The sequence below is a fragment of the Vibrio sp. sp1 genome, assembly GCF_016920955.1.
Taxonomy (GTDB): Bacteria; Pseudomonadota; Gammaproteobacteria; order Enterobacterales; family Vibrionaceae; genus Vibrio; species Vibrio alginolyticus.
Window position 1 is genome coordinate 2,886,415 of the sequence record NZ_CP060589.1, and the last position, 15,963, is coordinate 2,902,377.

The 15,963-nt window shown below is 46.1% G+C and carries 12 protein-coding genes; 5 read left to right on the forward strand and 7 right to left on the reverse strand.

Annotated features, from left to right (window positions below):
• The first annotated feature begins 102 nt into the window (after positions 1-102).
• A complete protein-coding gene (locus H9L11_RS13500; protein ID WP_086046693.1) occupies positions 103-2,547 on the forward strand; it encodes a collagenase in 2,445 nt (814 codons plus the stop codon).
• Between the two features lie 161 nt (positions 2,548-2,708).
• Here the strand turns inward: H9L11_RS13500 and H9L11_RS13505 are convergent, their stop codons facing one another.
• The 7 genes from H9L11_RS13505 to H9L11_RS13535 all read right to left on the reverse strand — a co-directional run bounded on the left by H9L11_RS13505 (position 2,709) and on the right by H9L11_RS13535 (position 11,489).
• Positions 2,709-4,505, reverse strand: a complete 1,797-nt coding sequence (locus H9L11_RS13505; protein WP_205390832.1) for an aminopeptidase P family protein — start codon at positions 4,503-4,505, stop codon at positions 2,709-2,711.
• A complete protein-coding gene (locus tag H9L11_RS13510) occupies positions 4,505-5,497 on the reverse strand; it encodes an oligopeptide/dipeptide ABC transporter ATP-binding protein (protein WP_054730121.1) in 993 nt (330 codons plus the stop codon). Before H9L11_RS13510 ends, H9L11_RS13505 begins: the two co-directional genes overlap by 1 nt.
• Before the next feature lie 9 nt (positions 5,498-5,506).
• Positions 5,507-6,490 carry an oligopeptide/dipeptide ABC transporter ATP-binding protein gene (locus tag H9L11_RS13515; RefSeq protein ID WP_205390833.1) on the reverse strand — a complete coding sequence of 328 codons (984 nt, stop codon included), beginning with the start codon at positions 6,488-6,490 and terminating at the stop codon, positions 5,507-5,509.
• 10 nt (positions 6,491-6,500) lie between these two features.
• The gene (locus tag H9L11_RS13520; protein WP_005377839.1) at positions 6,501-7,433 is read right to left on the reverse strand and encodes an ABC transporter permease subunit; all 933 of its coding nucleotides are present in this window, start codon (positions 7,431-7,433) and stop codon (positions 6,501-6,503) included.
• Positions 7,434-7,442: 9 nt separating this feature from the next.
• On the reverse strand, positions 7,443-8,363 hold the full coding sequence (gene oppB, locus H9L11_RS13525) for an oligopeptide ABC transporter permease OppB (protein ID WP_005377838.1): 921 nt from the start codon (positions 8,361-8,363) through the stop codon (positions 7,443-7,445).
• Between the two features lie 145 nt (positions 8,364-8,508).
• Positions 8,509-10,119, reverse strand: a complete 1,611-nt coding sequence (locus H9L11_RS13530; protein ID WP_161441560.1) for a peptide ABC transporter substrate-binding protein — start codon at positions 10,117-10,119, stop codon at positions 8,509-8,511.
• A gap of 263 nt (positions 10,120-10,382) precedes the next feature.
• Positions 10,383-11,489 carry a M20/M25/M40 family metallo-hydrolase gene (locus tag H9L11_RS13535; RefSeq protein WP_086046697.1) on the reverse strand — a complete coding sequence of 369 codons (1,107 nt, stop codon included), beginning with the start codon at positions 11,487-11,489 and terminating at the stop codon, positions 10,383-10,385.
• Between the two features lie 539 nt (positions 11,490-12,028).
• On the opposite strand from H9L11_RS13535, the gene hppD reads away from it, so the two are divergent.
• Genes hppD through maiA form a run of 4 tightly spaced genes read left to right on the forward strand, consistent with a single transcriptional unit; the run spans position 12,029 to position 15,962 of the window.
• A complete protein-coding gene (hppD, locus tag H9L11_RS13540; protein ID WP_005377835.1) occupies positions 12,029-13,102 on the forward strand; it encodes a 4-hydroxyphenylpyruvate dioxygenase in 1,074 nt (357 codons plus the stop codon).
• Complete coding sequence (locus tag H9L11_RS13545; protein ID WP_005377834.1) at positions 13,095-14,225, forward strand: homogentisate 1,2-dioxygenase; 1,131 nt, start codon at positions 13,095-13,097, stop codon at positions 14,223-14,225. Before hppD ends, H9L11_RS13545 begins: the two co-directional genes overlap by 8 nt.
• Positions 14,226-14,234: 9 nt before the next feature.
• Positions 14,235-15,272 carry a fumarylacetoacetate hydrolase family protein gene (locus H9L11_RS13550; RefSeq protein WP_025766743.1) on the forward strand — a complete coding sequence of 346 codons (1,038 nt, stop codon included), beginning with the start codon at positions 14,235-14,237 and terminating at the stop codon, positions 15,270-15,272.
• Between the two features lie 21 nt (positions 15,273-15,293).
• Positions 15,294-15,962 (forward strand): maleylacetoacetate isomerase, encoded by a 669-nt coding sequence (maiA, locus tag H9L11_RS13555; RefSeq protein WP_005377832.1) that lies wholly within the window; start codon positions 15,294-15,296, stop codon positions 15,960-15,962.
• Position 15,963: the final 1 nt, after the last annotated feature.

Genomic DNA, 15,963 nt, shown 5'->3' on the forward strand with positions numbered 1-15,963 from the left:
TCTTGCGAGTAGATTATATGGAGATGCTCTTGCAGTAATAAGGGCAGTGGCGATGCAAAAGACGTAATGCATCTAAGGAAAACTCAATATAGAAGAAATTAGATGGAACTGAAGACTTTGAGTGTCGCGATTGCGACAACATTAACCAGCACTGGCGTATTTGCGTTAAGCGAGCCAGTTTCTCTAGTTACAGAGCAACATGCACATTCGGCTCATACACACGGTGTTGAATCCAATCGAGTTGAATACCAACCAACCGCAACTCTCCCTATTCAGCCCTCCAAGGCAACTCGAGTACAGTCACTTGAAAGCCTTGATGAGTCGAGCACTGCTTGTGATTTGGAAGCATTGGTTACCGAAAGCAGTAACCAATTGATCGGCGAAATTTTAAGTCAGGGCGCGACGTGTGTGAACCAGCTATTCTCTGCTGAAAGTCGGATTCAAGAGTCGGTATTTAGCTCCGATCATATGTACAACATTGCGAAGCGTACTACGACATTGGCGAAGGGGTATACAGGTGGCGGGAGCGATGAACTAGAAACGTTGTTCTTATACTTACGCGCAGGTTATTACGCCGAGTTTTACAATGACAACATCTCATTTATTGAATGGGTCACCCCAGCGGTGAAAGAATCCGTGGATGCGTTTGTTAACAACGCAAATTTCTACGAGAACAGCGACCGTCACGGCAAAGTGCTTAGTGAAGTCATCATCACTATGGATAGTGCGGGCTTGCAGCACGCGTACTTACCGCAAGTGACCCAGTGGCTTACACGTTGGAATGATCAATACGCCCAGCACTGGTATATGCGCAATGCGGTTAATGGTGTTTTCACTATTTTGTTTGGTGGGCAGTGGAACGAGCAATTTGTGCAAGTAATTGGTAACCAAACAGACCTTGCCAAAGCTTTAGGCGATTTTGCTCTGAGGGCGTCATCAATCGGTGCTGAAGATGAGTTTATGGCCGCGAATGCGGGGCGAGAGCTCGGGCGTCTGACCAAGTATACGGGTAACGCGAGTTCTGTTGTGAAGAGTCAGCTGAGTCGAATCTTTGAACAGTATGAAATGTATGGTCGGGGTGACGCGGTTTGGCTTGCGGCGGCGGACACCGCCTCATATTACGCAGATTGTAGTGAGTTCGGAATTTGTAATTTCGAAACTGAGCTAAAAGGCTTGGTGCTATCGCAAACTTATACCTGTAGTCCGACAATTCGAATATTGTCCCAGAATATGACGCAAGAGCAACACGCGGCCGCATGTTCTAAAATGGGTTACGAAGAGGGTTACTTTCATCAGTCTTTAGAAACGGGTGAACAGCCAGTAAAAGATGACCACAACACTCAGCTCCAAGTCAATATCTTCGATTCAAGCACTGATTATGGTAAGTACGCAGGGCCAATTTTCGATATTAGTACTGACAATGGCGGTATGTACTTGGAGGGCGACCCTTCCCAGCCGGGGAATATTCCCAACTTTATTGCTTATGAAGCCTCTTATGCGAACGCGGATCACTTTGTCTGGAACCTAGAGCACGAATACGTGCATTACTTAGATGGTCGATTTGATCTCTATGGAGGGTTTAGTCATCCAACTGAAAAAATAGTGTGGTGGAGTGAAGGCATTGCAGAGTATGTCGCTCAAGAAAATGACAACCAAGCAGCACTTGAGACGATTTTAGACGGCTCGACATATACCTTAAGTGAGATTTTCGAGACTACTTATGATGGGTTTGATGTCGATCGAATTTATCGTTGGGGGTACTTAGCTGTACGTTTTATGTTTGAAAATCATAAAGATGACGTAAACCAAATGCTGGTGGAAACACGCCAAGGGAATTGGAGCAATTACAAGGCAACGATCACCCAATGGGCGAATTTATATCAAAGTGAGTTTGAGCAGTGGCAGCAAGCCCTTGTCTCAAATGGTGCACCTAATGCAGTCATAACCGCAAACAACAAGGGGAAAGTCGGTGAAAGCATTACATTTAGCAGTGAAAACAGTACAGACCCAAACGGGAAGATCGTCAGCGTCTTATGGGACTTCGGTGATGGCTCGACAAGTACACAAACCAAGCCGACGCACCAATATGGGAGTGAAGGGGAGTATTCGGTCAGTCTAAGTGTGACAGACAGTGAAGGCTTGACGGCAACCGCCACTCATAGTGTTGTTATCTCAACGTTGGGCGGTAATGACACATTGCCACAAGACTGCGCGGTGCAAAGTAAAGTAAGCGGTGGGCGCCTAACAGCAGGAGAGCCCGTTTGCTTGGCAAATCAACAAACCATTTGGCTAAGCGTGCTAGCGGTGAATGAGAGCTCAAATCTGGCGATAACGACGGGGAATGGTACGGGCAACCTAAAGCTTGAATACAGTAACTCTGGTTGGCCGGATGATACTAATCGTCACGGGTGGTCAGATAATATTGGTAATGGAGAGTGTATTACGTTGTCAAATCAGAGTAACTACTGGGGCTACGTTAAAGTCTCTGGTGACTTTGAGAATGCCGCCATCGTCGTTGATTTTGATGCTCAGAAGTGTCGTCAGTAGGGCATTTTAACTGCATCATTTTAATTTAATTGATCGCCTCGCTAACATTGCGGGGCGTTTTTGTTTTTCACGCCGTTATCTCTATAAAAAAAACCAGCCCGAAGGCTGGCAAACAAGGAGTTTGAGATGAAAATGAAAACGTTATAAAGCTTGCTGATATCCTATTTCTCAATAAGTTGGGTTGTGCGTTGAAGCCAGTTTTTATCTTGCGTATCAAGAAAAGGGCTAAGTGCTTGATAGACTCGTGAATGGTAATGATTGAGCCAGTCTAGCTCTGCTTGATCTAGCATTGATAAATCAAGGGCGTTGGTCGCAATTGGAGCAAGAGTGATGGTATCAAAACCGTAGAACGTGCCGAACTCATTTTGTTCTACTTCTACAACTTTAAGAATGTTCTCTATTCTTACCCCGTACTCACCTTCGCGATAAACGCCTGGTTCATTGGTAATGACCATACCCGGTTTTAGTTCAACCTCGTGGTGGCTTTGCGAGAAATTTTGTGGCCCTTCGTGAACATTCAAGCAAATGCCCACGCCGTGTCCAGTGCCGCACTTGTAATCAATACCATGTTGCCATAAGACGCCACGCGCCATGATATCAAGATTGGCACCCGTAGAGCCTTTCATGAATCGAGTCTGAGTCAGTCGGATGACCGCTTTGAGCACCAAGGTATAATCTTTGCGCTGCTTAATGGTCGGTGACCCGAAGTGGAAAGTACGGGTGATGTCTGTTGTCCCGCCAAGGTATTGGCCACCAGAATCGACGAGAAAGAAGTTGCTTTCATTGACTGCCGCATTGCTTTCTTCATCGGCGGCATAATGCATTTTTGCCCCGTGAGCCGCGAAGCCTGCGATAGTGCGGAAACTGTCACTTACATAATGTCGGGTTTGACGGCGATAGTGATTCAGTTGTGCCTCAGCAGATAATTCTGTAACGAGTCCGCTTGGAACTTGCTCTTCTAGCCAGTTCATAAACCTTACGATTGCCACACCATCGTCTGTTAATGCCTGTTCTAGGCTAGTTAGCTCGGTCGCATTTTTTATGGCCTTCATTGCCGTTACAGGGCAAGCCATTGGCTTTAGATTCACATTCCGTTCAATCGAACTCACCAATAAGCTGGCTGTGTGGGTCGGGCTAAAAGCGAGCGATAATCCCTCACATTGCTGATTCAAATACTGACTTACGTAGTTGTAATGGCGAATGTGTACACTCTGCTCGGTCAGTGCTCTTTCAACGTCTTGAGGCAGTTTGGCCTTATCAATAAACAGTGTCGCAAGTGATTGCTCTACGATTAGATAGGCTTCAGAAACTGGGCAGTAATTCGTATCACCACCTCGAATATTCATTGTCCACATGACATCATCTAGCGTTGACACTAATAAGCTATCTACTTGGTTCTCGGTTAACCAAGAACGGATTCTCGCTAACTTATTTTCTGTGTCAACGCCAGCAAAAGCGGTGGGGTGCTCGAATACGGGTGCACTTGGGCGAGGTGGTCTTTCAAGCCAAATCGGTGTGAGTAAATCCAGGTCGACAATGATCTTAATGTTTTTCGTTTCAAAGGCTTGTTTGAGGCCTTGATAAAAAGCGTAACTGATGGCGCGCCCGTCAACCGCGACAATACTGTTTTCTGGGAGCGTGGTAGCCAGCCATTTGGCAATTGTCGGTGTTTCTAGTTGTTTGGCTTTAAACAGTTCAAGTCCTGTGCCGTGTAACTGTTCTTCAGCTTGAATATAGTAACGACCATCAGTCCACAGGCCACCACCTTGTTGGGTAATGACGACATCGCCTGCTGAGCCGGTAAAACCTGAAATCCAGCTTCGCGCTAACCAATGAACCGCTGAGTATTCACTGTTATGTGGGTCATTGTTGGTCACGATATATGCAGACACGTTGTGAAAGGACATTGCCTCACGCAATAACGTAAGGCGTTGGTTTACTGAGTTAGTATTGTTCATTAAATGGTTCCTAAAGTCATATTTGAGCAATAGATATGATGCTGCTCCGAGCCTGTTTTTATTGGGTTCTGTTGCCCGCATACTTCGGTGGCTTCTGGGCATCGAGTACGAAAAACGCAACCGCTCGGTGGATTAAGTGGAGAAGGAAGGTCGCCGGGCAATAGTTGTATTTCACGGTCACGTGCTAATTGCGGATTAGCTATCGGGACAGCAGATAACAGTGCTTTGGTGTAGGGGTGTTGTGCATCATCAAATACTTTATCGTAACGTCCTACTTCCATAGGTTTACCAAGATACATCACCATAACGCGGTCGCTGATATGGCGCACCACGCTTAAGTCATGCGCAATCATCACCAGTGTTAACCCCATTTCTTGTTTAAGATCATCTAGAAGATTGATGACCTGAGCTTGTATGGAGACGTCTAGCGCACTAACGGGTTCATCACACACGACCAAATCTGGATTGAGAATTAATGCTCTGGCAATGCCCACACGCTGGCATTGACCTCCGGAAAATTCATGTGGATAGCGGTTTCGCTGGCTCGCCAAGAGACCCACTTTATCCATCATAGCGATGACACGCTTTTCTACCTCTGCCCGTTTAAGCTTTGGCTCGTGGGTGAGCAGTGGTTCGGCGATGCATTCTGAGATGGTTAACCTCGGATTCAAACAAGCGGATGGGTCTTGAAACACCATCTGAAATTCTCTGCGTCGAGAGGAAAGCTCTTTTTTACTAAACCCGAGCATGTCTTGACCTTTCCAAGTCAACTCGCCATGTGTAGGTTCAATTAAGCGAAGTAAGGCGCGTGCAAGTGTTGATTTTCCGCAGCCTGATTCCCCCACAATGCCAAGTGTCTCACCTCGGTAAACATCTAAGTCGATACCATTGACCGCTTTCACGATTTTACGTCGACTTGTAATAAGATGACGTGAAACAGGAAAGTGGACGTTTAAATCACGAGCAGACATGAGGACTTCTTTTTTATTCATAACGCCTCCTTAAGCTTTTATTTGAATGGGAGTGATAACACTGGGTGCTTTAACGTGACAGGCAATGGACTGGCTCGTGTTTAATGGAGAAAACCGTGGGGTTTCGTATTGGCAACGCGTCTCTCGATGCTCGCACCGCTCTCTAAACGGACACCCTTGATGGTTAATCAACGCACTTGGTGGGTTACCTGGGATGGTTGGTAAACGCGGCATATCTTCAGTGATGGAAGGAATCGCCTTTAGCAGGCCTTGAGTGTAGGGGTGCGCAGGTTGAGCGAACAATGTCTCGGTATCTGATTGCTCCATTTTTTGACCACCATACATGACCAATACGCGATCACACATCTCGGCGACGACGCCCATATCGTGAGTGATCAGTAAAATAGCCGTATTGAACTCTTGTTGTAAGTCTCGTAATAGCGTCAAAATTTGAGCTTGAACGGTTACATCTAACGCGGTGGTTGGTTCGTCTGCAATTAACAACTCGGGCTTACACAACAAGGCCATCGCTATCATGATTCGCTGACGCATTCCGCCAGATAATTCGTGAGGGTATTGATTCATCCTAGTTTCGGGAGAGGGAATACGCACCGCATCCAACATGTGAATCGATTCAATTTTTGCTTGTTTTCGGGTCATTCCTTTATGAATAATGAGAACTTCACAAAGCTGTTTGCCAATTTTCATAAATGGGTTGAGTGACGTCATCGGATCTTGAAAGATCATTCCGATTTTCTCTGCACGGATGCGGTTGAGCTGCTTTTTAGACATCGCGAGTAAATCATCACCGTGGAACATTGCGCTTCCAGACACGGCGCCGTTATCCGCGGTTAACCCCATTAATGCGAAAACAGACTGGCTTTTTCCCGAACCTGATTCCCCAACAATCCCAAGAGTTTCGCCCGCTTTAATCGAGTAGGAGAGATTACTGACCGCTTGCACTTGCCCATCTGGCGTATCGAAGCGCACGTTCATGTTTTCAATAGATAGCATGGGTTTGTCCTTATCGGTCTTTCGGGTCAAGAGCATCACGCAAGCCATCGCCGATGAAGTTAAAACAAAAGAGGGTGGCAACTAAAAACAGAGAGGGAAAAAGCAGCATCCACAATGCAACGTCAATTGTTTTTGCGCCTTCGGAAATCAGGATCCCCCAGCTCGTGTCTGGTGGTTGAACACCAAGCCCTAAGAAGCTTAAAAACGATTCGAACATAATGAATCCTGGTACCATTAAGGAGGAATAAACCATCACGATCCCAAGAACATTAGGCAGAACATGGCGTCGGACAATTGTCAATTTAGAAACCCCAATAGAGTGTGCGGCTTCGATGAACTCTCGCTTTTTTAGACCGAAGGTGACACCACGTACAACACGGGCAATGCCCAGCCAAGATACCATTCCGATCACGATAAAAATCAGGTAGATGTTGTTGCCAAAAAGGGTAACAAACAGGATAACCATAAACATAAATGGCACCGAATCGAGCACCTCAATAATGCGCATCATTACGCTATCGACAACGCCGCCAAGATAGCCGGAAATACTTCCCCAAATCGTACCAATAACAACGGCGACTAAGGCGCCGACAAAACCCACCAAAATAGAGAGCCTGCCGCCTTGCATCGTGCGAGCAAAGACATCTTGCCCGAGATCATCGGTACCAAAGTAATGGCCACTGCTCAGTGAAGGTTTCCCTAGCTCGTATGGATCGATGAGCACTTCCCAGTCAATTTCATCATGGCCAAAAGCGGCAAGAGAGGGGCCGAAGGTGATGCATAAGGTAATGAACGCCAAAACATACACTGATGTCATCGCGGCTCTGTTTTTACGAAATCGAGTCCATGCATCCTGCCAAAGACTGCGACCTTCGACGGCTTCAATATTGTCGACGACTTGATCTTGAAGAGCTTGTGTATCCAGTTTTTTTATCGTTAACATGCCGGACTCCTAAACGCGTATACGAGGGTCGATAATCGTATATAGCAAGTCGACCACAAGGTTAAAGAAGATAGTGAGTGAAGCGACAATCAGAGTAATGCCCATTACTAGGCCGTAGTCGCGGTTGAGAGCCCCAGACACAAAGTGTTGTCCCATGCCACCTGTACCAAAGAAAATGTCGATAATTACCGAGCCTGTCACGACAGACACAAACGCAGGGCCGAGCATCGCAACGACGGGAATCAGGGATGGTCGCAAAGCGTGATGGAATAAAATGTAGGTTGTGGACAAACCTTTGGCTTTTGCCGTTCGAATGTATGGTTGGTTGAGCGTTTCAATCATTGCGCCACGCATGACGCGTGCAATACTCGCAATGGAGCCAATCGCTAGGCTGAGCACGGGAAGAACAAGAAAAGCCAGCTTTCCTCCTTCCCAACCACCAGCAGGGAACCAGCCGAGCTGAATAGCGAAGATCATGACTAAAACTGGAGCAAGCACGAAAGCCGGAACCACAACTCCAGTCATCGAAAGTGTCATCAGGCCGTAATCTAGGCGGCTATTTCGGTTCAATGCCGCAATGGTGCCAAGCAACATGCCAAGTGGAACGGAAATACAAAAGGAGAGCACGCCTAATACTGCTGAAACTGGCCATGATTGTGCGACGAGCTGTGTAACACTGAAGTCTTGATAAACGAAGCTCGGACCGAGATCTCCTTGTATGAAATTACCAATGTAAATCCAAAACTGAGTAAGGAAGGGCTGGTCCAAATGGAATTTTGCTTCGATATTCGCACGTACCACCTCTGGCATAGGCCGTTCCATATCAAATGGCCCCCCTGGTGCAATGTGCATCAGCCAAAATGATACGAGTGCGATGAATAGAAGCGTGGGGATAGCGATAGCTAATCGCTTAACAATGTACCAAATCATGATCCATCATCCTTTGGTCATCCGAAATCACTTCGAAGGGTTATGAATAAAAAAATGGTCTGAGCTCAGGTTGCCTTCTCCACCGAGAGATATGAGGAACGGCAAGTAAACATTGAACTTGCCGACTCAGACCGAAAACATGCTTTTAGTGGGCTGTTACATAGACATTCTTGCGGTAGTACGACGACTCAGGGTTTGTCAGTTCGTAGCCGCCCACGTAAGGCTTGATGAGGTATTGATCGTTACCCGGACGATAAATAGGAATAATGGCCATGTCTTCAATCAGCATGCTTTCTGCTTGTAAATACAGTTCTGATGGGTTGCTCATGGTCTTTGAGCGAGCCATTAACTCGTCGTATTGCGGGTTGTTATAACGAGAATCGTTGTACTCACCACTAGAAACGAAGATATCCAACCATGTAGAGGCTTCATTGTAGTCGGCCGTCCAGCCGCCGCGAGTAATGTCGGTCGGCTCTTTAAGTGCGTAGAACACTTTCGGTTCTAGCTGTTTTATCGTGACTTGCGCACCCAATCGGCTTTTCCACATGCCTGCCATGGTGGTTGCCATTTTTACGTCCATCGAGAAAGTTGGTACGGTAAACGTTAACTTAAGCGGATTGCTTTTATCGTATCCAGCTTCTGACAGTAATTGCTGCGCTTTTTCGATACGTTTATGGCGGTTCCAAGTTGCGAACTCAGGAGTGTGAGATTTAAAACCATCTGTTTGAGGTGGCACAAGGGTATACATTGGAACCCCACCGTTTCTCAAAATAGCACTCGTTAACAGTTGACGGTCAATGGCATATGAGAGGGCTTTACGAACCCGAACGTCTTTTGTTGGCCCTTGCTGAGTGTTGAGGTAATAGAATGTGGAGCCAAGAGACGCACTGGTGCTTGCCACCTCTTGTGGGCGTTGTTGAATTAACTTTTTCTTCTGAGCGGCAGGAATGGAAACCGCTTGGTCTATCTCACCAGCTAGGTAGCGGTTTAGCACTACGTTTGCATCACCAATTGGTAGCCAAGTGACTTTTTCCAGCACTACATTGCTTGCGTCCCAATAATGTGGATTTTTAACCATCACCAGTTTTTCGTTAACTTTCCATTCAGAGACAGTAAACGCACCATTTGTAACGATATGCTCAGGCTGGGTCCAACGGTTGCCATGTTTTTTAACGGTCGCTTTGTGAACGGGGGCAAGCACTGGATGACTTAATAGTTTCGTAAAGAAGGGAATAGGCTCTTCGAGTGTTACCTGGAATGTTTTTTCATCCAGCGCCTTCACGCCCAAAGACTCAGGCTCGGCTTCGCCCTTCATAATCGCTTGCGAGTTTTCGATATTTGGAATGGCCGCAAACCAAGCGTAGGGTGAAGCAGTGCTTGGATTCAGTAAGCGTTGCCAGCTGTAGACAAAATCTTGTGCAGTGACCGTTTCGCCATTTGACCATTTTGCATCACGTAAGTGGAAGGTATAAACCGTATTGTTGTCATTGACTGACCAAGACTCAGCAACACCAGGAATGGTTTTACCTTGCTTATCTTGAATGACCAGACCTTCAAACAGGTCTCGACCGAGATTAAAAGCGGGCTCTGCGGCTTGCTTGGCTGGATCAATAGAAGTAACTTCAGCTCCATTGTTTAGCGTAATTTCTTGTGTCTCATCGAGGGTCACACCTGCGGGATACGGCGCGGCATAGCTTGATGTTGCCAGTATTGGACTCATCATCGACGCTAATAAAAGCAACTTAGGTAATTTCATCCTTGTCTCACTCTTTTCATCCTGAAAGATGCCAAAAATGTATATTGTATAAATTGTCTACACAATCGAGTTTTAACATTACTGTAACAGGGTGTCAGGTGTTGAGCTGTCTGGTCTCAAAAAGTGAGCTAGGGGAATTTCTTTGAAGATCTGATATCAAGTTGGCATGACGGGAAGTAATTTTGCTTCGATACAAATTAAAATCCCCTTCAAACACAGGCTAGAAGGGGAAGATAGTCAGTCTCTCTTCAAAAGGCACGACGTTAACTGACTAGGAAATGTTTCACGAACTCAGTGATTTTGACCATATCACTTACCGCGATAAACTCTTCTGTCGTGTGTACTTTTGCCATGCCAGTTGAAAGGTTGACCGTTGTGAGACCTTTCTTGTTAAAGTTGTTGGCATCGCTACCGCCGCCAGTGCCTTTTGTGAAGGCGTCAATTCCCAACTCTGAAAACGCTGCTTTTATAGCGTTTACGTGTGGGTGGTTTTCTTCAATAACAAAAGCGTCGTAGGCTCGGCTAGATTCAATTTCGACTTCTGCACCGTGTTTTTTACAGACAGACTCTAATGTTGAGATCATATGATTGACCTGAGCATCTAGTTTATCGCCATTCAGGGAGCGTGCTTCTGCCACGATTTTTAATTCAGGCATAACAATGTTTGTGGCCTGACCGCCGTTAACCATACCGATGTTGGCTGTCGTTTCTTCGTCGATGCGCAGCAGCTTCATTTGGTTGATAGCATCAGCCGCCACCATGATCGCACTGATGCCTTCTTCTGGCGCAAGCCCTGCGTGTGCTGGTCGACCTTTGATTTTTGCCATGATCTTTTGCTGGCCTGGGGCTGCGGTCACAATGGTGCCAATAGGGCCACCCGTATCTAACACGATTGCTTCCGTTGAAGTGACGTGTGACATATCGAAGTATTGTGAACCGAATAAACCGCCTTCTTCATACACGGTGAAAGCAAGTTCTAACGTTTTGTGCTCACGGTTTTCCGCTTGAATACAACGAACGGCTTCCATGATGGCAGCAATACCAGATTTATCATCGCCACCGAGAATCGTATGGCCTTTTGAACGGATAATGCCGTCTTCGATGAGTGGCTCAATGCCAATACCTGGAGTGACCGTATCCATATGACAGCTCATTAGGATAGAGCCGTCTTTTTTGCCGTCTAAACGGGCGTACACGTTAAAACCGTTAGAAATGTGCTCAGGCACTGGAAGCTTGTGCACGGTAAAGCCTAGCTCGCCTAGCTGTTCTGCCAGTGTTTCTGCAATTTGTTTTTCGTTTTTTGATTCGCTGTCGATACGTACTAGTTGGCAAAAGTGTTTAACTAGGCGTTCTTGATTAATGTGTGTCATTAGATGTCTCTTTTTCTGATCGAGCGTGAAGCCTTGTGGCTCGGCTCGATAGGGAACAGAGCACCACTTATGGCACAGTTACTTTTGAATAAAACTGAGGTGAATCAATAAAGGGGTATCCATGACACGATTCTGACCGATGAGTCTTTCGAACTGTATGAAGCGTCACGAAACATTACTTTTGATGTTTTGTAGGACCAAATGAATGAAGCAGATAGAAATAGGGGGCAATAGGCTTTCTATCCCTCTTTTACTTTTTGAGCTACGTTGCCAAGATAAAATGCCAAGGTAACAACTTGTTTACATTTTTTGTGTTGGCGTAAAGCCGAAAATATCAATCTAATATATTGAAAATAAGCAGTTTGTTTGATGTTTACGAAAGTGGATTCGATGTGTCCTCTGTGTGTAACATATATTTTACAATTAGGCGTAAAAATCGCCAAGATAAAGATTTCTCCCCACGTATTCCAATTTCTCAAGACCTGCGCCAAGTTAGAAAAATAAGTCCAAACAAAAGCTACTGAGACAAGGAGAAAGTCATGGTTGATGCATACAACCCACTAGGAACAGACGGATTTGAGTTTGTTGAATATACCGCTGCAGACAACAAAGGCATTCAACAGCTTAAAGATCTGTTTATATCGTTAGGTTTTGCGGAAATCGCAAAGCATCGCTCAAAAGAAGCGTGGTTATATCGACAAGGTGACATTAGCTTTATTGTGAATGCGCAGCCGCATAGCCAAGCTGAGGGATTCGCCAAAGTTCACGGTCCGTCGGTTTGTGGCATGGCATTTCGTGTGAAAGACGCCACCGTTGCTCTGGCGCATGCGTTAGAGAATGGCGGTAAAGAATATAAAACGGAAATTGGGCCGATGGAGCTAAGCATTCCTGCTATTTATGGCATCGGTGAAAGCTTGCTTTATTTTGTCGATCGTTATGGAAAGCAGAGCATTTATGATGTCGATTTTCGTTTTTATGATGATGCTGATGAGCGTTTATCAAAAGCGAATGTTGGTCTTTACGAAATCGACCACTTAACGCACAACGTTAAGCAAGGCAACATGGATGTCTGGTCTGGTTTCTATGAGCGCATTGGTAACTTCCGCGAAATTCGTTATTTCGATATCGAAGGTAAGCTGACAGGTCTTGTCAGCCGTGCGATGACCGCACCTTGCGGCAAAATCCGAATTCCTATCAATGAGTCGTCAGATGATAAATCACAGATTGAAGAGTTTATCCGTGAATACAATGGCGAAGGTATTCAACACATCGCATTGACCACAGACGACATCTACGAAACGGTCAAAACCTTGCGTGAGCGAGGCATGGACTTTATGCCAACACCAGATACTTATTACGAGAAAGTCGATCAGCGTGTTGAAGGCCACGGTGAAGATGTAAGCAAGCTTCGTGATTTGCAGATTCTTATTGATGGTGCGCCAACGAAAGATGGCATCTTGCTACAAATCTTTACTCAAACCGTTATCGGCCCTGTGTTCTTCGAAATCATCCAACGTAAAGGCAATGAAGGCTTTGGCGAGGGTAACTTTAAAGCGTTGTTTGAATCGATAGAAGAAGACCAAATTCGCCGAGGAGTATTGAGCGATGCATAAATGGATCACATTCCCTCAACGGGAGGGAGTGTGCTCTAAACAAGCGCATGCTGACTTCCCGGAAGAGGCAATTTATGAACGTGAGGCAGGTCGAAGTGGCTTCTTCGGCCCCGCAACACATTTTCATCATCAACATGCCCCAACGGGGTGGTCTGAGTGGGAAGGCGAGCTACGTCCACGAGCATTTGATTTTAATCTAGTCGAGAAAGCCAGCCATATTACCCCTTGGGCAGTCCCGCATCTATTACACAACGCGAATTGTAAAGTTCGTGTTTGGCGTATGGATGAAAAAATGGACTTCTTGGTGAGAAACGCGGATGGCGACGAACTGCTATTCATCCACCAAGGTACGGCAGATCTCTACTGTGATTATGGTCATTTGAAAGTGAGCGAAGGGGATTATGTCATGATCCCGCGCTCAACGAGCTGGCGTTTAGAGCCAAGCGAGCCGATGTTCATTCTGATGATCGAAAATACCGATGCGGCTTATACATTGCCCGAAAAAGGCATGGTTGGAAACCACGCGGTGTTTGATCCAGCGGTTTTAGAAACGCCGTCGATCAACGATCAGTTCCGTGCTCAATATTCTGAGAATCAAACACAGGTTCAGGTGAAACGCCACGATAAAGTCAGTGTTATCACTTACCCATTCAACCCGCTGGATGCGATTGGCTGGCATGGTGATTTGGCGGTAGTAAAAGTGAACTGGCGTGATATTCGTCCACTTATGTCACATCGTTACCATTTACCGCCTTCTGCACATACTACATTTGTAGGAGCAGGATTTGTGGTGTGCACCTTCGTTCCTCGTCCAATTGAAAGTGATCCTGGAGCGCTCAAAGTACCGTTCTACCACAACAATGACGATTATGACGAAGTCTTGTTCTACCATGCAGGTGATTTCTTCAGCCGTGACAACATTGAAGCGGGTATGGTGACATTCCATCCAGCAGGATTTACACATGGCCCTCACCCAAAAGCTTTCAAAGCAGGGCGAGAGCATAAGAAGACTTTTACCGACGAAGTCGCGGTCATGATTGATACGCGTCACGCACTTCAGTTTTCGGATGAGCTGGAAAAAGTAGAAAACAAAGAATACGTCTATAGCTGGCAAGAGAAGTAAGAGGCAAGGATGAAATTAGCAACCAAGAAAAATGGCACTCGTGACGGTTTGTTGATGGTCGTGAGCAAAGACTTAACGCGCTGCGTACCTGCGACAGAAATTTTCCACCCTATGAACTTAGCACCGACGATGCAGGTGGCACTTGATAACTGGGATACGCTAGCACCACAACTGGAAGAGCTATACGTTGCACTGAACAATGGCACGGTTGCAGGGTATGAAGAGTTTGAAGCGCACTACTGTGAGTCGCCGCTTCCTCGCGCTTATCAGTGGGCTGATGGCAGTGCTTACGTAAACCACGTTGAGTTGGTTCGAAAAGCTCGCGGCGCTGAAATGCCAGAGAGTTTTTGGACGGACCCGTTGATGTACCAAGGAGGCTCTGATGCCTTTATTGGACCTTGTGACAACATCGAGTTTGCGAGTGATGAATGGGGTATTGATTTCGAAGGTGAAGTTGCTGTGGTAACTGGTGACGTACCAATGGGCGCGAGTGTTGCAGAGGCTCAGGAGTCGATTCGTTTGATCATGCTGGTGAATGATGTCTCACTGCGTGGTCTAATTCCGGCAGAGTTAGCTAAAGGGTTTGGTTTTTTCCAATCTAAACCTTCTTCTGCGTTTTCTCCTGTGGCAGTAACACCTGACGAACTAGGCGATGCGTGGTACGAAAACAAAGTGCATTTACCACTGGTCTCGACCTACAACCACAAGCCGTTTGGTCGCCCAAATGCGGGTATCGATATGACGTTTGATTTTGCAGACTTAATTGTTCATGCGACTAAAACGCGCCCGCTATCTGCTGGGGCAATTATAGGTTCTGGCACGGTATCTAATAAGCAAGGCACCGAACATGGCACTTCGATTGAGGAGGGTGGTGTTGGTTATTCATGTATCGCGGAAGTTCGCATGATTGAAACCATTCGTGATGGTAAGCCGTCGACTAACTTCATGTCGTTTGGAGATTCTATTAGATTGGAAATGTTCGATGCGGATGGCAACAACATATTCGGCTCGATTGACCAACAAGTTAGCCAATATCTCAAGCACTAACAGTGCTGGTTGGGAGACGATATGAGCGATAGCATGATTTTATACGGATACTGGCGATCATCGGCGGCATATCGTGTGCGTATTTGCTTGAATCTTAAAGAGTTATCGTATGATTCAAAATCGGTACACTTGGTGCGCAATGGTGGCGAACAACATAGTGACGAGTACCATGAGTTAAACGCTTCTGAACTGGTTCCTTTGCTGGTGGATGGGGAGGTTCAGTTAACCCAGTCACTGGCGATCATTCAATACTTAGAAGAACACTACCCGGATGTCACTGTGATCCCCGAGCAAACGCCGCTTCGATACCAAGCGCTAGCTTTGGCTCAGGATATTGCAATGGAGATTCATCCCCTGAATAACTTAAGAGTTCTACAGTATTTAGAGGGGGAGTTAGCTTGCGAGCCAGAGCGCAAAGTCGCTTGGATTCATCACTGGATCCACAAAGGTTTTACAGCATTAGAAGAGAAACTTCAGAAGCATCGTAAACTAAATGGTGATTGCAAGTTTAGCCTGACAAGCTCGCCATCTATTGTCGATATTTGTCTGGTACCACAATTTTATAACGCACAACGCTTTGGTGTAGATACTTCTCTTTATCCAACCATTAACGCTGTTGTGCAGTCATGCAATCAACTGCCAGCTTTTATTGATGCGATGCCAGAGAATCAGCCAGACGCTAATAGTTGAT